At 46.7% G+C, this 18,199-nt stretch carries 19 protein-coding genes and 1 tRNA gene; 11 read left to right on the top strand and 9 right to left on the bottom strand.

The window, feature by feature from the left end; genetic code table 11:
* Nucleotides 1-109 precede the first annotated feature (109 nt).
* On the bottom strand, nucleotides 110-1,261 hold the full coding sequence (gene nagA, locus ACQ31U_RS08775) for an N-acetylglucosamine-6-phosphate deacetylase (RefSeq protein WP_431051254.1): 1,152 nt from the start codon (nucleotides 1,259-1,261) through the stop codon (nucleotides 110-112).
* Between the two features lie 11 nt (nucleotides 1,262-1,272).
* The gene (nagB, locus tag ACQ31U_RS08770; RefSeq protein ID WP_431051250.1) at nucleotides 1,273-2,076 is read right to left on the bottom strand and encodes a glucosamine-6-phosphate deaminase; all 804 of its coding nucleotides are present in this window, start codon (nucleotides 2,074-2,076) and stop codon (nucleotides 1,273-1,275) included.
* A gap of 215 nt (nucleotides 2,077-2,291) precedes the next feature.
* On the opposite strand from nagB, the gene nagE reads away from it, so the two are divergent.
* Both nagE and ACQ31U_RS08760 read left to right on the top strand, forming a co-directional pair.
* A complete protein-coding gene (nagE, locus tag ACQ31U_RS08765; RefSeq protein ID WP_431051248.1) occupies nucleotides 2,292-3,758 on the top strand; it encodes an N-acetylglucosamine-specific PTS transporter subunit IIBC in 1,467 nt (488 codons plus the stop codon).
* 130 nt (nucleotides 3,759-3,888) lie between these two features.
* Complete coding sequence (locus ACQ31U_RS08760) at nucleotides 3,889-4,308, top strand: hypothetical protein (RefSeq protein ID WP_431051246.1); 420 nt, start codon at nucleotides 3,889-3,891, stop codon at nucleotides 4,306-4,308.
* A gap of 8 nt (nucleotides 4,309-4,316) precedes the next feature.
* Here the strand turns inward: ACQ31U_RS08760 and ACQ31U_RS08755 are convergent.
* Nucleotides 4,317-4,393, bottom strand: a tRNA-Ile gene (locus tag ACQ31U_RS08755).
* 148 nt (nucleotides 4,394-4,541) lie between these two features.
* A complete protein-coding gene (locus tag ACQ31U_RS08750; RefSeq protein ID WP_431051244.1) occupies nucleotides 4,542-5,144 on the bottom strand; it encodes a peroxiredoxin C in 603 nt (200 codons plus the stop codon).
* 264 nt (nucleotides 5,145-5,408) lie between these two features.
* On the opposite strand from ACQ31U_RS08750, the gene metC reads away from it, so the two are divergent.
* A complete protein-coding gene (gene metC, locus ACQ31U_RS08745) occupies nucleotides 5,409-6,614 on the top strand; it encodes a cystathionine beta-lyase (RefSeq protein WP_431051242.1) in 1,206 nt (401 codons plus the stop codon).
* Between the two features lie 52 nt (nucleotides 6,615-6,666).
* Here metC and ACQ31U_RS08740 read toward each other — a convergent pair whose 3' ends face one another.
* Genes ACQ31U_RS08740 through pspB form a run of 4 tightly spaced genes read right to left on the bottom strand, consistent with a single transcriptional unit; the run spans nucleotide 6,667 to nucleotide 9,795 of the window.
* Nucleotides 6,667-7,722, bottom strand: coding sequence for a YcjF family protein (locus ACQ31U_RS08740; protein ID WP_431051240.1), 1,056 nt, complete (start codon nucleotides 7,720-7,722; stop codon nucleotides 6,667-6,669).
* A gap of 15 nt (nucleotides 7,723-7,737) precedes the next feature.
* Nucleotides 7,738-9,159, bottom strand: coding sequence for a YcjX family protein (locus tag ACQ31U_RS08735; RefSeq protein ID WP_431051238.1), 1,422 nt, complete (start codon nucleotides 9,157-9,159; stop codon nucleotides 7,738-7,740).
* A 12-nt stretch (nucleotides 9,160-9,171) separates the two neighbouring features.
* Nucleotides 9,172-9,540 (bottom strand): PspC domain-containing protein, encoded by a 369-nt coding sequence (locus ACQ31U_RS08730; protein WP_431051236.1) that lies wholly within the window; start codon nucleotides 9,538-9,540, stop codon nucleotides 9,172-9,174.
* A gap of 9 nt (nucleotides 9,541-9,549) precedes the next feature.
* Complete coding sequence (gene pspB, locus ACQ31U_RS08725) at nucleotides 9,550-9,795, bottom strand: envelope stress response membrane protein PspB (protein WP_431051234.1); 246 nt, start codon at nucleotides 9,793-9,795, stop codon at nucleotides 9,550-9,552.
* Nucleotides 9,796-9,899: 104 nt separating this feature from the next.
* On the opposite strand from pspB, the gene ACQ31U_RS08720 reads away from it, so the two are divergent.
* From ACQ31U_RS08720 to ACQ31U_RS08700, 5 genes are read left to right on the top strand one after another with little or no spacing between them, the layout of a single operon-like run.
* Nucleotides 9,900-11,609 (top strand): ABC transporter substrate-binding protein, encoded by a 1,710-nt coding sequence (locus tag ACQ31U_RS08720; protein ID WP_431051232.1) that lies wholly within the window; start codon nucleotides 9,900-9,902, stop codon nucleotides 11,607-11,609.
* Complete coding sequence (locus ACQ31U_RS08715; RefSeq protein ID WP_431051229.1) at nucleotides 11,610-12,572, top strand: ABC transporter permease; 963 nt, start codon at nucleotides 11,610-11,612, stop codon at nucleotides 12,570-12,572.
* Nucleotides 12,562-13,455: an ABC transporter permease subunit gene (locus tag ACQ31U_RS08710; RefSeq protein ID WP_431051227.1), complete on the top strand. Its 894-nt coding sequence runs from the start codon at nucleotides 12,562-12,564 to the stop codon at nucleotides 13,453-13,455. The genes ACQ31U_RS08715 and ACQ31U_RS08710 overlap by 11 nt, the downstream gene beginning before the upstream one ends.
* Before the next feature lie 36 nt (nucleotides 13,456-13,491).
* Nucleotides 13,492-14,556, top strand: coding sequence for an oligopeptide/dipeptide ABC transporter ATP-binding protein (locus ACQ31U_RS08705; protein ID WP_431051225.1), 1,065 nt, complete (start codon nucleotides 13,492-13,494; stop codon nucleotides 14,554-14,556).
* Complete coding sequence (locus ACQ31U_RS08700) at nucleotides 14,540-15,373, top strand: ATP-binding cassette domain-containing protein (RefSeq protein ID WP_431051223.1); 834 nt, start codon at nucleotides 14,540-14,542, stop codon at nucleotides 15,371-15,373. Before ACQ31U_RS08705 ends, ACQ31U_RS08700 begins: the two co-directional genes overlap by 17 nt.
* Before the next feature lie 99 nt (nucleotides 15,374-15,472).
* Here ACQ31U_RS08700 and ACQ31U_RS08695 read toward each other — a convergent pair whose 3' ends face one another.
* The gene (locus ACQ31U_RS08695; RefSeq protein ID WP_431051221.1) at nucleotides 15,473-15,766 is read right to left on the bottom strand and encodes a YfcZ/YiiS family protein; all 294 of its coding nucleotides are present in this window, start codon (nucleotides 15,764-15,766) and stop codon (nucleotides 15,473-15,475) included.
* Nucleotides 15,767-15,982: 216 nt separating this feature from the next.
* Between ACQ31U_RS08695 and ACQ31U_RS08690 the strand changes: the two genes are divergently transcribed.
* From ACQ31U_RS08690 to ACQ31U_RS08680, 3 genes are all read left to right on the top strand, one after another.
* Nucleotides 15,983-17,287, top strand: coding sequence for a porin (locus tag ACQ31U_RS08690; RefSeq protein WP_431051219.1), 1,305 nt, complete (start codon nucleotides 15,983-15,985; stop codon nucleotides 17,285-17,287).
* A 72-nt stretch (nucleotides 17,288-17,359) separates the two neighbouring features.
* Nucleotides 17,360-17,887 (top strand): methylated-DNA--[protein]-cysteine S-methyltransferase, encoded by a 528-nt coding sequence (locus ACQ31U_RS08685; protein ID WP_431051217.1) that lies wholly within the window; start codon nucleotides 17,360-17,362, stop codon nucleotides 17,885-17,887.
* Between the two features lie 124 nt (nucleotides 17,888-18,011).
* Complete coding sequence (locus ACQ31U_RS08680; RefSeq protein WP_431051215.1) at nucleotides 18,012-18,149, top strand: hypothetical protein; 138 nt, start codon at nucleotides 18,012-18,014, stop codon at nucleotides 18,147-18,149.
* Nucleotides 18,150-18,199: the final 50 nt, after the last annotated feature.

Here is an 18,199-nt window from a genome sequence, read left to right as displayed (position 1 = left end):
CACACTGTAAAATATTTACACTTTTCTGGCAACGCCAAAAAAAGTGCGGTACACCATGCACCGCACTTGATTTGATTCGAAGCGAAAAGCTTAATGCCTAAGCCACTGACTACGCATAGTGGTGCAATACACCGTTAACCGCTGTCGCACTCACCTTAAAGCGGTGATCGAATACGGTCAGGTTCGCCACTTTTCCGGCTTCAATTGAACCCAAAGTGCGGTCAACCCCAATCGCGCGGGCGGGATAGAGTGAACACATTCTCAATGCGTCCGGCAACTCGATACCGACTTGTTCCACCAAGTTTTGCACCGATTCAATCATCGTAATCGCCGAACCGCCGAGACTGCCGGTTTTTTCGTCGTAACATTTGCCGTCTTTCACAATCACTTTGGTGCCGACAAAATCAAACCAGTCGATATCGGCTCCGGCAGCGGCGGTTGCGTCGGTCACCACCACCAGTTTTTCGCCTTTCAATTTCTTGGCAAAACGGATATTCGACCAAGTGACGTGCAAACCGTCCACAATAATGCCGCTATAAATATCCGAATCCAACACTGCGCCGACCACACCCATGTCACGCCCGGAACTGATCGGCGACATCGCATTATGCAAATGGGTGGCAAAACCGATTCCGTCGCTAATCCGTTGTTTGGCAACATCATAGCTGGCATTGGAATGCCCGATCGACACTAAAATACCGCTCTCGGTAAACCGCTTCACATAATTGCCGGCTTCATTTTCCGCTGCGATTGTCAATTTGGTGATCACATCGCCGTTAGCGCATAAAAACTCGACCATTTCCGGCGAAATTTGGCGGATATATTGCGGACGGTGTACGCCTTTTTTCTCAAGGCTGAGATATGGTCCTTCCAAATGCAGCCCCAACGCTTGATTGGCGTTATTCGGATCTTGCAAATATTCCCGCATAACCGCTACCGCACTTTTCATGCCTTCGTCCGGCGCTGTGATAAAGGTCGGCAAATAGCTGGTACAGCCGTAGCGCATGTTGGTTTGTTGCATGGTATGCAGGGTTTCAAGCGTGGTATCAAGGTTAAACATCACCCCGCCCGCGCCGTTCAATTGAAGATCGATAAACCCCGCAGTTAAATTTTTCCCAGCCAAATCAACACGTTCAATATCAGCCGTAAGATCTTGTTCCGGCAATAGTGCTTCAATAATGCCTTCATTAACGATGACCGCGTGCTGATACAACACCTTATCGGCGGTATAAACCACGCCGTTGGTTAACGCATAACGCATAACCTTACCTCCTACGCCACACTGGCAATTTCAGCCGCTTCCAGATTGGTGAAATATTTCACGGTTTTGACTTTCAATTCTTGCGTTGCCGGTTCGTCACACACCAAAACGGCTTTGGTGTGCATTTGCAGCGCACTGATTGTCCATAAGTGGTTGACACAGCCTTCAACACCCGCTTGTAACGCCAAGGCTTTATTATGTCCCGTTGCCAAAATCAATACTTCCTCCGCATCCAATAAGGTGGCAACCCCGATAGTCAAGGCATATTTCGGTACTTTGGTGAGATCGTTATCAAAGAAACGCGAATTGGCGATCAAAGTATCTTCGGTCAATGTTTTAATCCGTGTTCTTGAGCTGAGAGAAGAGCCCGGTTCATTAAACGCAATATGTCCGTCACTGCCGACCCCTCCCATAAACAGGTGGATTTTGCCGTAAAAACGGATTTTTTCTTCGTATTGACGGCATTCTTGATCGTGATCTGCGGTATTGCCATTCAAAATATTCACATTTTGCGCCTGCACATCAACGTGGTTAAAGAAATTTTCCCACATAAAAGTGTGATAGCTTTGTTCGTGATCTTGCGGCAACCCCACATACTCGTCCATATTGAATGTCACCACATGTTTAAAGCTGACTTTGCCTTGTTGGTAGAGTTTAATCAGTTCTTTATACGTTTGTAACGGAGTGCTACCGGTCGGCAGCCCTAAAACAAACGGTTTTTCAGCGCTCGGCTGAAATGCATTAATTTTATTGACAATATAATTAGCCGCCCAACGGCTTACTTGTTCGGCGCTTTTTAATGGAATTAATCTCATGTTAGTTCTCCTTTATAACGTTGTTCACACTCGGTAGATAAAACTGAATTGATTTAATCATTTTTTTTATAAAAAATCAAGATGAGTTTCAAAACGCTTAAAAAGGAAAAAATCTTGCAAAAATATCAAATTTAAGCCAGTATAATACCGTCTTGACCGCAAGATATTTTTTATCAAAAAATAAATACTCATTACTTAAATTAGAGAGGTAACTTATGTCTGTCCTAGGTTATTTGCAACGAATCGGTAGAGCTTTAATGGTACCTGTTGCTGCGCTACCGGCAGCAGCTATATTGATGGGGATCGGCTACTGGTTAGATCCTAACGGTTGGGGAGCGGATAGCCAGTTAGCTGCCCTGCTCATCAAATCCGGTGCCGCCATTATCGACAATATGTCACTGTTATTCGCCGTCGGTGTCGCCTTCGGAATGTCGGAAGATAAACACGGTTCGGCTGCATTATCCGGCTTAGTCGGTTTTCTGGTTGTCACAACATTGCTTTCCCCGGGTACAGTGGCACAGTTGGAAGGCATTGCCATCGAGCAAGTGCCGGCAGCATTCGGCAAAATCAATAACCAATTTGTCGGGATTTTAGTCGGCGCAATTTCCGCGGCGCTGTATAACCGTTATTACAAAGTCGAATTACCCAACGCCTTGGCATTCTTCAGTGGTAAACGTTTAGTACCCATTTTAGTTTCCGTTGCAGCCATCGTCCTCTCTTTCATCTTATTGTATGTCTGGCCGATCATTTTCGGCGGCTTAGTCAGCTTCGGCGAATCAATCAAAGATATGGGTGCGGTCGGCGCCGGTATCTATGGTTTCTTCAACCGTTTATTAATTCCTATCGGCTTACACCATGCTTTGAACTCCGTCTTCTGGTTTGACGTAGCCGGAATTAACGATATTCCTAACTTCCTTGGTGGTGCGCAATCCCTAGCTGAAGGGCGTGCCGTATTGGGGATCACCGGAATGTACCAAGCAGGTTTCTTCCCGATTATGATGTTTGGTTTACCGGGCGCCGCCTTAGCGATGTACCACATGGCAAAACCGGAAAACAAAACCAAAGTTGCTTCCTTGATGATTGCGGCGGCACTCGCTTCATTCTTCACCGGAATCACCGAGCCGCTGGAATTCTCCTTTATGTTTGTTGCGCCGATTTTGTATGTAATCCATGCATTATTGACCGGTATTTCCGTCTTCTTCGCCGCTTCAATGCAATGGATTGCCGGTTTCGGCTTCAGTGCCGGTTTAGTCGATCTGGTATTGTCTTCACAAAATCCATTGGCACAAAACTGGTATATGCTGATTATCCAAGGTCTGGTGTTCTCGGTTATCTACTACGTTATTTTTACCGCAAGTATCAAAATGTTCAGATTAAAAACGCCTGGACGTGAAGACAGCTTGGAAGAAAAAAGCGTAGCGTCGGCAGCAACGGTGAAAGCAGGCAATAACCGCGAAAGAGCAAGCCAATTTATGGCGGCGCTAGGCGGAAAAGAAAATATCGCCAGCATTGATGCTTGTATCACCCGCCTGCGTCTAGTGTTGGTTGACCGTAAAAAAATCAATGAAAATCAACTAAAAGCGTTAGGCTCAAAAGGTAACGTAAAATTAGGTGACAATGCTTTACAAGTTATTTTAGGACCTGAAGCGGAAATCATTGCGGACGAAATGAAAACCCTGTAGATTAGCGCCCGAATTTAATCTGCAAAACCGCACTTTGATTCTGATCTGCACCCCAAAAGTTGGACTGCAAAACCAACTGACTAAGGTGCAGATCAAACAAAGTGCGGTTTCTTTCTATTAGAGGGAAAACATGAAAAACTATTTAATCATTTTATTACCGCTGGCACTGAGCGCTTGCGTGCAACCGACATGGCACCCGACAGCTAATATGCCGACAAAAGACATGAAAACCGTTGAAGAATACCATAAGCAAGTGATGAGCGGGAAGACGATCAATGGCGCGGCACCGCCTAACGATATCCTGCTGAACGGCAGCGACTATAAGCCGAAAACGCCATCCGCAGCGACCCCGGCAAACGCGCCGAATATTTGGCAAAAAGAATTGCCAGAACAAGTACGCAAAATTTATAGCGAAGGCAGCACACAACGGCATACCACTAGCCACAAAACAACCGAGGTGTTAAAAGACACCCCGAACGAAAAACAGACTCGGACAGTGGAAAAATCGGAAACAAAATGGAAGAGTAAAGGATTTTCGTTTGGTTTATAAAAAATCGGTGGTGCCCCCAACAGGACTTGAACCTGTGACCAATCGATTATGAGTCGACTGCTCTAACCGACTGAGCTATGGGGGCAAAGTGCGGTTTTGACAAAGAATCGAGATTATAGAGGAATCAAGCGACCAAGTCTATAAGCGACGGAATGGTTGGCGAAAAAACAAGCTTGATTTTACGCAATAAAAAACCATGCTTCTCGGCATGGTTTTTTATCATTTAATGAAAATTACAGAGAATCTGCATTTTTCTTCAGGTAGCTGGCAACGCCTTCAGGGCTGTCTTTCATGCCTTCTTTGCCTTTTTCCCATTGTGCCGGGCAAACTTCGCCGTGTTCTTCGTGGAATTGCAACGCATCAACTAAACGCAGCATTTCGTCGATGTTACGACCCAACGGCAAATCATTTACGATTTGGTGGCGTACCACACCGTGTTTGTCGATTAAGAAAGAAGCACGCAACGCAACGCCGGCTTCCGGGTGTTCGATACCGTAGGCTTTGGCGATGTCGTGTTTCACGTCTGCAACCATTGCATATTGCACTTCGCCGATACCGCCGTTATCCACAGGGGTTTTACGCCATGCATTGTGAGTGAATTGAGAGTCGATAGACACGCCAACCACTTCCACACCACGTTCTTGGAATTCTTTATAACGGTGATCGAATGCAATCAGTTCGGACGGGCAGACAAAAGTGAAGTCTAAAGGCCAGAAAAACACAACGGAGGTTTTGCCGGCGACATGACGTTTGAAGTTGAAGTTATCAACGATTTCACCGTTGCCTAATACCGCAGAAGCTGAGAAATCAGGGGCTTGACGAGTTACTAATACCATAATATATCTCCTAATAAAAAATGGGTGAAGGTGCTAAAACAACCATCTGAGTCAATCTTGTTTAAAATCCCAACAACTGTCGTTTTAGTGCCGTTAGTATACTCAATAAATATTCAAAAGTCGTGATTCATATCACACTATTTAAGAAATAGGTTAAATCTATTTGTTTTGCCATATCGGCGGAAGCGGTTGCTTCCCGCGTTGATAACGATTATCTTAAGTCTCATCATTACCGCACTTTTTATGTTAAGCACAAGGATTTTTATGTCAGATTCCAACCATAAATTCACTGCCGCCACCCGTTTAGTTCACGCCGGGCGCCAAAGCCGTTATACACAACATGGCGTGAATCCGGTGATTCAACGCGCCTCATCATTGATTTTTGACAATTTAAAAGAAAAAAAACAAGCCACGATCAACCGTGCCAAGGGGGCATTGTTCTACGGGCGGCGTGGCACGCTGACTCACTTTGCCTTGCAAGACGCAATGTGCGATTTGGAAGGCGGAGCCGGTTGCGCGCTCTATCCTTGCGGCGCGGCGGCAGTCACCAATGCGATCTTGTCGTTTGTGGCAAGCGGTGATCATATTTTGATGACCGGTGCAGCCTATGAGCCGACGCAGGATTTTTGTAATAACCTACTGACCAAATTTAATGTGGAAACGACATATTATGATCCGCTGATCGGTGCGGCAATCGCTGATTTGGTGCGTCCCAATACCAAAGTCTTATTTTTAGAAGCGCCAAGTTCGCTCACCATGGAAGTGCCCGACGTGCCGGCGATTGTCAAAGCCGCGCGCGCAGTCAATCCTGATATTGTGATGATGATTGATAACACTTGGAGCGGCGGTTTGTTGTTCAAGGCGTTAGAACAGGATATTGATATTTCGATTCAAGCCGGCACAAAATATTTGGTCGGGCATTCCGACGCCATGATCGGCACCGCCGTGGCAAACGCCCGTTGTTGGGATCAATTGCGCGAACACTCCTATTTAATGGGGCAAATGGTCGATGCCGACACCGCCTACACTGCCGCCAGAGGCATTCGCAGTTTAGGCGTGCGTATGAAGCAACACCACGCCAGCAGCCTCAAAGTCGCTCAATGGCTAGCGACACGCGCTGAAGTGCGGTCAGTGTTCCACCCGGCGTTGCCAAGCTGCCCGGGACATGCATTTTTCCAACGGGATTTCAGTGGCAGCAGCGGTCTGTTTTCATTTGAATTGAAGCAAAAACTGAACCAAACGCAATTAGAAGCGTTTTTTGATCACTTCCGTTTGTTTACCATGGCATATTCCTGGGGCGGCTTTGAATCGCTGATTTTATATAACCAACCGGAAGAGATCGCCAACATCCGCCCGAATATCGAGCGCAAGCTGAGCGGAACACTCATCCGCGTTCACATCGGTTTGGAAGATGTCGACGATTTGATCGCCGATCTGGAACACGGATTTGAGCGGATTAAAACGTGCTGACCGCACTTTGGTTATGTTTGGTAGGTTGGGTTTCACATTTGTTCACTCCAACCTACTTCACTTTTTCCTCGACTACCGTTTTCCCCAACAAACTTGATTTTAGCGTGGCTAATAACTCTTGGTGAATTTGGCTGAGGCGGGGTTTTTCATCTTGTTGAAAGACGAGCGGGCGGCAAAATTCCATGGTTTTGATGCCTAAACGGGCGGTGAGCAAGCCGACACCGAGCCCTTGCGCGGCTCTTGCCGACAGTTTTGCCATTAAATCTTTGGAAAGCCATTCCATGCCGATGTCATGAATCAGCTCAGTTGCGCCGGCAAATGCCATATTCACCAACACCATGCGCAATAAACGAATACGGCTGAAATAGCCTAATTCAATGCCGTACAATGCGGCGATTTTGTTGATTAAGGCAAGATTGCGCCAAGCGACAAAAAACAGATCCACCAGCGCCAGCGGGCTGATACCGACCACAATTGCCGCTTCGCCGGCGCTTTTGCTGACCAAACGGCGGGCTTTTTTGTCAATCTCGCTCAACACGTTTTGACTGAACAAATAACCGACTTCCTGCGCATTGTGGCTGTCGTTGATCTGTTTCTGCCAAGCTTGCAGGCGGATATCCCGCTTATCCAGCCGCATATTATCCGCAATGCTCAAACAGAGCTGACGCGCCGCTTCACCATCTTGCCGCGCAGAGTCGTGCCGCGAAGAGAAAAGCGCACTTTGCTGTTGTAAAACCAAACGGCGTTTTAAGCTGCGCAGACGGTATAATTCTTTGATTAGTGCGCCAATTCCGAGCAAAACCAAAGAAAAACCGACTAAGGCAAAAGCAAAGGTGATCCATTGATTATCGCGCCAGCTGTCGAGTAGCCATTGGATTGATTGTGCCACCAGTGCGGTCAAAAACAAAAGTGCGGTTGCGGCTAAGGCTTTTTTCCACCAGCGGGGTTTGGGTTCAACCGCTTGCACGAAACGCCGTTCTAATTCGTTTGCGGTTTCCGGATCCTCGGCTATTTCAAGTGCCTCAACATCGACAAATTCTTTTTTCGGTTGTAATTCGTTTTCCGGCTCAAGTGCGGTCTGTTCTGTTTCGAAATAGGTTTTCTTCATCAATTGATCCTATGATTAATCCAACTTATCCGCTAATAAAAATTGCAGTACGCTGTCCATGCGTAAGTGCGGTATCCGTTCGTCTTCATCCAGTGGCAGCGGCTCAAACTGATCGAATTCAAATCGGTTTTGCTGCCAAAAATCGGCTGTCGGTAAACGGCTTGGCACGCTGCCGGGAAAAACGGTGACAAATTTTTTATCCTTGCTGCGCACGCCTTGCAGCGCTTTGATCCTTTGCCCGTTGTCATTCACGGTGACCGCTTTGGTGGCGCGAATCGAGGCAATTGCGCTGTATTCGTTCTCCACCCCGGCAAAATTAACGTGCTGTCCGCCCTCTTGCACCAGCCGGCGCATTAAGCTGATCAAATTCGGCAGTTGATCCGCGGTAACATGATCTGCTTTACTTGCCACAAACAGCAATTTATCAATTTTCGGTGCAAACAGACGGTGCAGTAACGTGCGGTTGCCATAGTGAAAATTTTTAAACAGTTGGCGCAGGCTCTCTTTGGTTTCTTCAAAGGCTTGGCGGCTGTAATTTAACGGCGTCAGGCAGTCCGCCAAAATGATCTGACGATCAAACTTGCTGAAATAATTTTCATAGAAACGTTTGACGATTTTTTCACGGTAGTAGTAGTAACGTTTTTTTAACACACGGTAATAGCTGTCGCGCGCGCTGTGTTGTTCCAGCGCCTGCCATTGTTGTTCGTCCAAATGCAAAAGCGGGAAAAATTGCAGCGCCGGCGCACCGGCATATTCACCGGGCAACACAAAGTGCCCCGGTTGAATAAATTGCAATCCTTGCACTTTGCAAACGAACAGATACTCGGTGTAGCGTTTGGCTAAGTTTGCCAAGATCTCTTCGTCTGCGGTCGCGCTGAGATCAAGGGCGCCAACCTGTTGCAACCACGCTTGCGCCAACTCCGCACGCACGCCGATATTGAGCTTTTGCAGGCTTTGCGACCATTGTTTAAAGCCAGTCTCCAATAACGGTAAATCCAGCAACCACTCGCCCGGATAATCGAAAATATCCAGATACAGCGTGCTTTCTTGTTTTAAATGCCGCATTAAGCCGCTGCTGTGGCGGTAACGGATCGCCAAACGAATTTCCCCCACGCCACGGGTCGATTGCCCCCATTGCGGCGGATTTTGTTTAAGTGCGGTTAGATTCGCTTCATAATCAAAACGCGGAATGCTCCAGTTTTCCTGTTCAACCCGCTTGACGGCCAAAATATGGCGTTGACGGGCAGCGGAAAAAAACGGCAAATGGCTGTTATCCTCACGATCAATTGTCAAAAGTTGATTGACCAAACTGGTGATAAACGCCGTTTTTCCGCTTTGGCTCAAACCGGTTACCGCAAGGCGCAAAGTGCGGTCAAAACCGCGGTTAACCAGATCAGTCACTTCGCGGCGTAAGGATTTTTGTAACGAATTCAACATGTTTCGATTCTTCTATTGGTTACGGCTGCCCGGTGTGCCGACATAATCTTCAATTTGAGTGATACGCTTGGCCAGCAACGTGAATTCCATATCCAAATCAATCAATTTCTGATTGGCGCTCACCCCGGCGCGCCAGGTTTTTTCCTTTAACGGCGTTGGATCAAAGATTTTTTGGTAAAAATCCGACTGATAATCGCCCGACGGCGCTTTATCCAACAGCATTGCCGCGGCGATATAGGCAATCAAAATCACGAAATAACCGCCGAATAAAAATAGCGACACCGTGACCAAGCGCACGACCCAAGTTTCCAAGCCGGTGGCTTTTGCCAGCCCGGCGCAAACGCCGGCCAGCATTCCTTGTTGCGGATAACGGTAAATCATCTTGTCCCCCTATTGCGGCTTGTTCGCCTGACGCCATTGCGGTTGCTGATAATCCAATATCGCTTCCAATTGCTCCACCCGCCGACGCAATGCCTTTGCCTGTTCATTCAATTGGTGAATTTTCGCCTTATCTTCCATACTCAAACCGGCGCCCATTTGCCGCTTACTTTTGTAGTGCATATACACCCAAAACGGCAGCACCAGCAAACAAAAAATAAAGGCGGCGATTGACAATAAAACAATACTCCAAAACATGATATTCTCCTGATTTCACGCAATCCACGAAAAGAAAATGGCATTATGCCGACGGATAAACTACAATTTAACCTTATATTACTCAGATCAGATTAATAAGTGCAATGTTGTTATTTAACAAACCCCTGTTATCTGTCACGTTTTTTTTATTCTCTGCCGTCCTGCCGCAGAGTCTGTCGGCTGCGCCGCGCATTCCCGAGGAACTGTTGGACAACGGCTTGATTTACTGCACTCACTCTACAGGCTTCTCGTTTAATCCGCAAACGGTTGATGTCGGCACGAGTATGAATGTGGTGGCGGAACAGATCTATAACAAGCTGTTTGATATAAAAAATGATAAAAGTAAAAAAATTGTTCCCTCGTTGGCGACGGGTTACATCCTTTCCCGTGATCGCAAAACGTTGCTGATCAACCTGCGCAAAGGGGTTAAATTCCATCAAACCGCTTGGTTTACCCCAAGCCGTGACATGAATGCCGATGATGTGGTGTTTTCGCTTAACCGCGTATTAGGACGTTTACATTCCTATCCGACGCCGGAACAGGAACAACCCTCTCGGCAGCATAATCCGCAATATCAAATCTATTACGATTTGGCGCGGCAAAACCGTTATCCTTATTTCGACAGCATTGACTTTAACGGTAAAATAGCCAATGTCAGCGCGGTTTCGCCTTATCAGGTCAAAATCGAATTAAATGCGCCTGACTCGTCCATTTTAGATCACCTTGCCAGCCAATACGCCGTGATTTTATCGCAAGAATATGCACTGCAACTCAGTGCCGATGATAACATCGCCCAGCTGGACACCCTGCCGATTGGCACCGGGGCGTATAAAATCGGCGATTATTTCCGCAACCAATACGTACGCTTACAGCGCAACGATACCTATTGGAATAAAAAAAGCGAGATTAAACATATCGTGGTTGATCTGTCGAGCAGCCGTTCCGGCCGTTTGGAAAAAATGATGAATCAAGAGTGCGATATTATGGCTTTTCCCGAAGCCAGCCAAGTCAACAACTTACTGCGTAACCAAGCGCGGTTTGGCGCAACCTCGGTCGATGGGATGAACCTATCGTTTCTGGCGTTTAACATGAACCAAGCGGCGGTGCAAAGCCCGGTCTTGCGCCGCACCTTGGCACAGGCGATCAACCGTGAACGGATTGTTCGCCAAATCTATTTCGATACCGCCGAGGTTGCCAACACCATTATTCCTAAAAGCTCGTGGGCATCACAATTCAATATGCGCTCGTTCGCCTATAACTATCAGCCGGAAAGCGCGAAAATCTTTTTTGCCGATAAGGATCTGACGCTGAATTTCTGGGTGCTGACCGATAATCAGGTCTATAATCCCAGCCCGGTGAAAACGGCGGAAATGATCCGCTTTGATCTGGAACAGGCGGGGATCAAGGTGAAGATGAAATATTTACAACGCAGTGAGTTGGAGCACTTATTGCTGTCCGGACAAGATGACTATCACCTGATTTTAGGCGGTTGGTTGGCAGGCAGTCTCGATCCCGACGGTTTCTTGCGCCCGATTCTGAGTTGCCACACCAATAACGCCCATACCAATATCGCCAACTGGTGCTATCCGGAGTTTGACCAAGTGATGGATCGGGCGTTACGCACGCCGATACAACTGTCGCGGGCACTGGATTATGACATAGCACAACAATATGTCTTGAACCAAGTCCCCTTGATCCCGATTGCCAGTGTCAAACGCATGATGATTTACAACAAACAAGTGCAACGGGTTAAAATGTCACCGCTCGGCACCATTCGCTTTGCCGATTTAAAATTGCAACGGGAGGCACAATAAATGCTGTTTATTCTGCGCCGCGCGTTATTAACCTTGATGACATTAGTGGTTCTGTCACTGATCAGCTACCACATTTTAATGCGCGATCCCCTCAATGCGATTTTAGCCAAACCGCACTTTTACTCCGGCTATATCGGTTACGTACAGCGCCTGTTTTACGGTGATTTCGGTATCAGCTATCTGGACGGACAACCGCTGTTAGGGCAAATTTTAGCCGTGCTGCCCGCAACGATTGAACTCTGTATTTTTGCCCTGTTCTTCGCCATTCTCTTCGGGTTGCCGCTCGGTTTCCTTGGTGCGTTTTATTCCAAACAATGGCTCGGCAAAGCCATTCGTTTCGGTTCGTCATTCGGCATTTCGCTGCCGATTTTCTGGATTGCGCCGATTGTGCTCTATCTCGCCGCGAGTTATCAATGGGAAATTTCCGCCATCGGGCAATATTATCCGCTATATCAAATCGAGCCGATCACCGGTTTTGCCGTGATTGATGTGTGGTTTGGCGATCACCCCTACCAGCTCAAAATCATTCAAAACGTGTTCCAACATTTGGCACTGCCGGTGCTGGTGTTAATGATCGCCCCGCTGATGGAAATCATTCAATTAACCCAGAACCAGGCAGAAAAAATCCTGCGCGAAAATTATGTGAAGGTCGTGGAAACACGCGGCTGGTCAAAACTGAAGATTGCGCGGTTGATGTTAATTCGCAATACTCTGCCGCCGCTGATTCCGCAACTGACCCGTAGCTTCACCATGCTGGTGGCAATGTGTATGTTAGTGGAAAATATTTTCAGTTGGCCGGGTATCGGGCAATGGTTGATTAACGCAGTGGAACAGCAGGATTACAACGCCATTTCCGCCGGTATGCTGATTATCGGTTTGGTCATTATTTTGATTAATTTGTTCAGCGGTTTTTTGATGTTTCTCTCGGATCCGTTTAATCGTAAGGGGTGGTATGTTAGATAAAGAACCGGACGAATTTCGTTTCACCTCTCCGTTACAGGAAATTTGGCAGCTGTTTCAGCGCAATAAACCCGCGTTATTCTGCGGCTATTTGTTGCTGGGATTCATTCTCGTGACCGTGTTATCGCCGTTGGTTGCCCCTTATCAAGACAATATGCAATTTGTCGGGCAGGAACTGTTGCCGCCATCGTGGAATAACCAAGGCAAAATCGCTTTTTTCTTCGGCACCGATGAATTGGGACGCGATCTGTTCAGCCGTTTGATTCACGGCTTGCGTTATACCTTCGGCGGTGCAATGCTCGTTGCGTTGCTCACCTTATTAATCGGCAGTCTGTTGGGGGTAATCGCCGGCACAGGCCAAGGTATAAAGTCGGATATTTTGGGACACTTTTTGGATGCGTTTTTGTCGATTCCGATTCTATTATTGGCGATAATAATCGCCACGTTAATGCAGCCTAGCTTGTTAAATGCCATGCTTGCCATTTTTTTGGCTTCTCTGCCCTATTTTATCCACCAGGTTTATCTGGCACTGCAAACGGAAATGCACAAAGAATATGTCTTAATGCTACGTCTTGACGGCGCTTCGAAAAGCTATCTGATTAACAAAGTGATGTTGCCGAATCTGCTGCCGATGTTTATCCGTTTAACCGGGCGGATTTTTACGCTGGCGATCTTGGATATCAGCGCCCTGAGCTTCATCGCCCTCGGTGCACAGCCGCCGCAGCCGGAATGGGGGGCGTTGATTCGCGAATATATTGACTTGATCTACTTAGCGCCTTGGCTGCCTATTTTGCCCGGTTTGCTTTTGATGTCGGTGATTTTGATCGTCTTGTTATTCAGTGACGGTTTGGCGAAAGCGATCGAACGCTACTTTCGCAAGAGCTAAGTGTAAGCGTGAATACAAAAGGCTAAAGGAATTAATATGGCATTACTGGATATACGCAATCTGACGGTGGAAGTGAACACCCCGCAAGGCAAAGTCAAAATAATCGACAATATGAATTTGACGGTCAACGAGGGCGATGTGTGCGGCTTAATCGGCGAATCCGGCTCAGGCAAGAGTTTGGTGGCGAAAATCATCTGTAATTCCGCCAAACCGTCTTGGAAAATCAGTGCGGATCGCTTCCGCTTTAATGATGTTGAATTGCTGAAACTCAATCCGACGAAACGGCGCAAACTGGTCGGTAAAGAGATTGCGATGGTGTTTCAAGATCCGTTGTCTTGCCTTGACCCCAGCCGAAAAATCGGCAAACAATTGATAAACGCCATTCCGGTATTTTCCTATAAAGGCCCGTGGTGGAAATGGTTCGGTTGGAAAAAACGGCGGGTCATCGAACTGTTGCACCGAATCGGGATAAAAGATCATAAAGATATTATGAGCAGTTATCCGTTTGAGATCACCGAAGGCGAAGCGCAAAAAGTGGTGGTGGCAATGGCGGTGGTCAACCAACCCCGCTTATTAGTGGCGGACGAACCGACCCATGCATTGGAAGCAACCACGCAGCTACAGGTTTTCCGTCTGCTCGCCAGTATGAACCAAAATTTGAATACCACCATCCTGCTAACCAGTAACGATATTAAAACCGTCAGCGAATGGTGTGACCATTTCACGATCTTATACTGCGGACAAACCGTGGAAAGTGCAAGTAAGCAAGCTATTTTAGAAAAACCACACCATCCTTACACCGTATCTTTGCTGAATTCGATACCGGATTTCAGCCAACCGTTGCCGTTAAAAAGCCGCTTAAATACGTTGCGCGGCAGCGTGCCACTGCTGAATAACTTACCGGTCGGCTGCCGTCTGGGCCCACGCTGCCCGTTCGCACAAAAACGCTGTGTGCAAAAACCGATGTTAAAGCGGATTAAACAGCACGAATTCGCCTGCCATTTTCCGTTGAATATCCGTGAACATGAGCAGCCGCAAAGCCAAAAAGCCTTTACGCCACTCACCATTCAAAGCGAGAAACCTTATGGCGACGCAAACTAATTCTTCCCCTTCTCTGCTGTTAGTGGAAGATCTCAGCAAATCCTTCCGCGATCATAACAGTTTCTGGCGTTCGGGGCTTTTTGCCGCCGTAACCGACATCAGTTTCAGTTTGGAAAAAGGGACAACCTTGGCTATCGTCGGAGCAAACGGCGCGGGCAAATCAACCTTGGCAAAAATGATCGGCGGGATCACCAAACCCAGCAAAGGCAGAATTTGTTTTAAAGGACGGGAATTGCAATTCGGCGATTATCAATCCCGCTGCCGCCACATCCGTATGGTGTCGCAGGATCCCGACAACAGCCTGATACCGCACTTGAATATCGGGCAGATTCTCGACACCCCGCTGCGTTTAACCACCAATTGGGACGAAGCGCAGCGCAACAAAAAAATCTATCAAACCCTACGTTTGGTCGGGTTATATCCGGATCATGCCAATATTCCGATTTACACCTTGTCGCAAAGCCAAAAACAGCGGGTGGCGCTGGCACGCGCGGTTATTCTGGAGCCGGAAATCCTGATTCTGGATAATGCCTTAGCCTCGATGGACACCTCGGTGAAAACCCAATTATTAAATCTGCTACTGAATTTGCAAAAACAGTTGGGGTTGTCTTATATCTATTTGGGGCAACACGTTGGAATTATCAAACATATTTCCGATTATATGTTGGTGATGAAAGAAGGACACATGGTGGAATACGGCAGCACGCGCGACGTGCTGACCGAACCGAGCAATGATTTCACCCGGCGTTTAGTTGAAAGCCACTTCGGGCATGGATTGGATAATTCGGCTTGGGAAGCCAATTTTGATCAAGATTAGGCAAGCATAAACGCCAATGTTAACCGCGCCGCTCAAAGTGCGGTATTCGGCTTGGAGATGGGCATGGTCGCGCCCAACTCCGACTGAGCACAACGGCAATTAGCGCGTCGACAATTGGAAAATCATGCTTTCCGCTTGGCAACTGAATTCAAAATCCGCTTTCAGTAAATAGCCGCCGTCAACTTGGCTGATACTGCTATTAATGATTGCCGGATCGCTTTCCGCAGCCCGCGCTTTTTCGGTTAAATAAGCCAATGCTTCTTGGGCAAGCGCCTCGCTGGCATAAACCTGCTCAAACTGCACGCCACAATCTTCATTATCAATAATCGTGCCGACATCGACACAGCAGCATACTTTACTTTCTTCCGCTTTGCATTTTTGTTCCGTAGTCATTTTTTTCTCCAAATATAATTAAAATTGTGACGGTATTTTATCACAGAAAAAGCAAAATGGTTGTTACTGTCCCACCGACAAACGCATAAAAAGTAATAAATATGCGTTAATATCACATAAATAAACGAAAACATTTGCCATCGGGATCATGATTGATTAGAATCATTAACATTTTTACAACAGCGCATTGTTTTTTATTTTTAATGGAACCTTACTATGTTTAAATTAAACAAAATCAATCAAATTCTATTAACCACGACACTAACGCTTTCCGCCGGTGCCGCTTCCGCCGCCGCCTTCCAACTAGTGGAAGTTTCCACTTCCGGTTTGGGTCGCGCCTATGCCGGCGATGCAGCAATTGCGGAAAATGCCTCGGTTGTGGCGGTGAATCCGGCATTAATGACCCAATTTAAACGGGCGGAAATTTCGGTTGGTGGGATTTATATCGATCCGAATGTTAATTTGGAAGGCGTGCTACACACTCAAAAGGGTGATATTCCTGCCAACCAAAATAATATCGCCCCGAATGCCATCATTCCCACTCTTTATTATGTTCACCCGCTCAACGAAAAATTTTCTGTCGGTGGCGGCATAAATGTGAACTACGGTCTCATGACAGAGTTTCCAGACAGCTATGAAGCAGGTTTTTATGCCGGAAAAACCGACTTAACCGCGATTAACTTTAACCTTAGCGGCGCCTATCGTTTAAACCAAAACTGGAGTGTCGGTTTAGGTTTCAATGCGGTGTATGCCGATGCCTTAATTGAGCGCCACCTCGGTGCGACCAGTGCCGCATTCCTGCCTGCTTTAGGGCTAACTCCGTCGACAACGGCAGCCCGCTTGGAAGGAAAAGAGTGGGGTTACGGCTGGAATGCCGGTTTAGTCTACGAATTTAACGAGCGTAACCGTATCGGTATTGCCTACCACTCACACGTTGATATTGATTTTAACGGAAAATATTCCAATCAACTGCCAACAATTTTAAATGCCGTCAGACCGGGACTAAATGCAACCGGCGGTGAAACCATTCCGGGTTCTTTGACCTTAAATCTGCCTGCCTACTGGGAAGTTGCCGGTTATCATAAAATGACCGATAAATTTGCCATGCACTACAGCTATAAATTAACCCGTTGGAGCCGTTTTCAAGAATTACATGCCAGCGGAAGCGCCGGCGAACTGCTCTTTGAAAAACAAGAAAAATTCAAAGATTCCTCTCGTATCGCCTTAGGGGTAAGTTATGACGTAGACACGGCTTTAACACTGCGTGCCGGTATTGCCTATGATGAAACCCCGGTTCAAGAAGGCTATTTTTCAATTTCAATTCCTGACGCAGACCGCACTTGGTATAGCTTAGGGGCAACTTATCGCTTCACTGACGATTTATCAGTAGATGTCGGCTATGCCCATTTACGTGCCAGCAAAAATACCTTTAGAGAAGCTGAAGCGGGTAAATTACCAGCAACATTTACCGCCAAATCTACTGCGAATATTTACGGTTTAAATTTAAATTACCGCTTCTAATTAGGGCAAACCGCCCTATAATCAAAAGGCGTGCTGTAATCGGTGCGTCTTTTTTATTTTCGGAGGTCATTTATGTCTATTCGTTACTGTTTTTACCCGTCTCCTATTGGTAACTTATTGTTATTAGAGAAAAACCAAGCGCTGATCGCTGTTGAATTCGAACAAGAACAAACAAACGTACCAACCGACTGGATAGAAGATGAACAAAGTGCGGTTTTGAGCGCAACCAAAACCGCACTTAGCCGTTATTTTAACGGCGAAGCTGAAACCTTTTCCGATTTGCCGCTCGCCCCGCAAGGCACGACGTTCCAACAACAAGTGTGGCACGCCTTGCGTCAAATTCCTTATGGCAAATTCAGCAGTTACGGCGAGTTGGCACAACAAATCGGCAATCCGAAAGCGGTGCGTGCCGTAGGCGGTGCAGTCGGGCGCAATCCAATCAGCATTATCATTCCTTGCCACCGCATTTTAGGCAAAAATCTGGCGTTGACCGGATTTGGCGGCGGATTACCGGCGAAACGCCACTTACTACAATTGGAAAGAATCGGTTATCTGGATCGAGGAATTGAATACGTTAATCCCAAACACTTGCGTTATTGATATAAGATAAATATGCAATTATTTACAATAATAGGCATTAAAAGCAGATTTTAGCACAATTGTTAGAGAAAATAGGGAAATTAACATAACAACAATAGCTTTTGTTGTAAAAAAATGTTTTAATATGGCTGATTTTTTACATAGACAGATCAATACTGACATGAATATTTTTCCTTCTTTCGCCAAGCAAGCAAGCAAGCAAGCAAGCAAGCAAGCAAGCAAGCAAGCAAGCAAGCAAGCAAGCAAGCAAGCAAGATTTTAGCCCATTCGATTGGTTTGGACAGTGTTTTTTTCTCTTTTTTCATCAGATTC

The organism is Testudinibacter sp. TW-1, assembly GCF_050613185.1.
Classification (GTDB): domain Bacteria; phylum Pseudomonadota; class Gammaproteobacteria; order Enterobacterales; family Pasteurellaceae; genus Chelonobacter.
Note: the sequence above shows the minus strand (reverse complement) of the source record. Positions and strands in the feature narration are given on the sequence as shown.

Bases quoted from the DNA above. Each gene is read 5' to 3' on its own strand.
- nagA (WP_431051254.1), bottom strand. From the start codon at position 1,261: ATGCGTTATGCGTTAACCAACGGCGTGGTTTATACCGCCGATAAGGTG.
- nagB (WP_431051250.1), bottom strand. From the start codon at position 2,076: ATGAGATTAATTCCATTAAAAAGCGCCGAACAAGTAAGCCGTTGGGCG.
- nagE (WP_431051248.1), top strand. From the start codon at position 2,292: ATGTCTGTCCTAGGTTATTTGCAACGAATCGGTAGAGCTTTAATGGTA.
- ACQ31U_RS08760 (WP_431051246.1), top strand. From the start codon at position 3,889: ATGAAAAACTATTTAATCATTTTATTACCGCTGGCACTGAGCGCTTGC.
- ACQ31U_RS08750 (WP_431051244.1), bottom strand. From the start codon at position 5,144: ATGGTATTAGTAACTCGTCAAGCCCCTGATTTCTCAGCTTCTGCGGTA.
- metC (WP_431051242.1), top strand. From the start codon at position 5,409: ATGTCAGATTCCAACCATAAATTCACTGCCGCCACCCGTTTAGTTCAC.
- ACQ31U_RS08740 (WP_431051240.1), bottom strand. From the start codon at position 7,722: ATGAAGAAAACCTATTTCGAAACAGAACAGACCGCACTTGAGCCGGAA.
- ACQ31U_RS08735 (WP_431051238.1), bottom strand. From the start codon at position 9,159: ATGTTGAATTCGTTACAAAAATCCTTACGCCGCGAAGTGACTGATCTG.
- ACQ31U_RS08730 (WP_431051236.1), bottom strand. From the start codon at position 9,540: ATGATTTACCGTTATCCGCAACAAGGAATGCTGGCCGGCGTTTGCGCC.
- pspB (WP_431051234.1), bottom strand. From the start codon at position 9,795: ATGTTTTGGAGTATTGTTTTATTGTCAATCGCCGCCTTTATTTTTTGT.
- ACQ31U_RS08720 (WP_431051232.1), top strand. From the start codon at position 9,900: ATGTTGTTATTTAACAAACCCCTGTTATCTGTCACGTTTTTTTTATTC.
- ACQ31U_RS08715 (WP_431051229.1), top strand. From the start codon at position 11,610: ATGCTGTTTATTCTGCGCCGCGCGTTATTAACCTTGATGACATTAGTG.
- ACQ31U_RS08710 (WP_431051227.1), top strand. From the start codon at position 12,562: ATGTTAGATAAAGAACCGGACGAATTTCGTTTCACCTCTCCGTTACAG.
- ACQ31U_RS08705 (WP_431051225.1), top strand. From the start codon at position 13,492: ATGGCATTACTGGATATACGCAATCTGACGGTGGAAGTGAACACCCCG.
- ACQ31U_RS08700 (WP_431051223.1), top strand. From the start codon at position 14,540: ATGGCGACGCAAACTAATTCTTCCCCTTCTCTGCTGTTAGTGGAAGAT.
- ACQ31U_RS08695 (WP_431051221.1), bottom strand. From the start codon at position 15,766: ATGACTACGGAACAAAAATGCAAAGCGGAAGAAAGTAAAGTATGCTGC.
- ACQ31U_RS08690 (WP_431051219.1), top strand. From the start codon at position 15,983: ATGTTTAAATTAAACAAAATCAATCAAATTCTATTAACCACGACACTA.
- ACQ31U_RS08685 (WP_431051217.1), top strand. From the start codon at position 17,360: ATGTCTATTCGTTACTGTTTTTACCCGTCTCCTATTGGTAACTTATTG.
- ACQ31U_RS08680 (WP_431051215.1), top strand. From the start codon at position 18,012: ATGGCTGATTTTTTACATAGACAGATCAATACTGACATGAATATTTTT.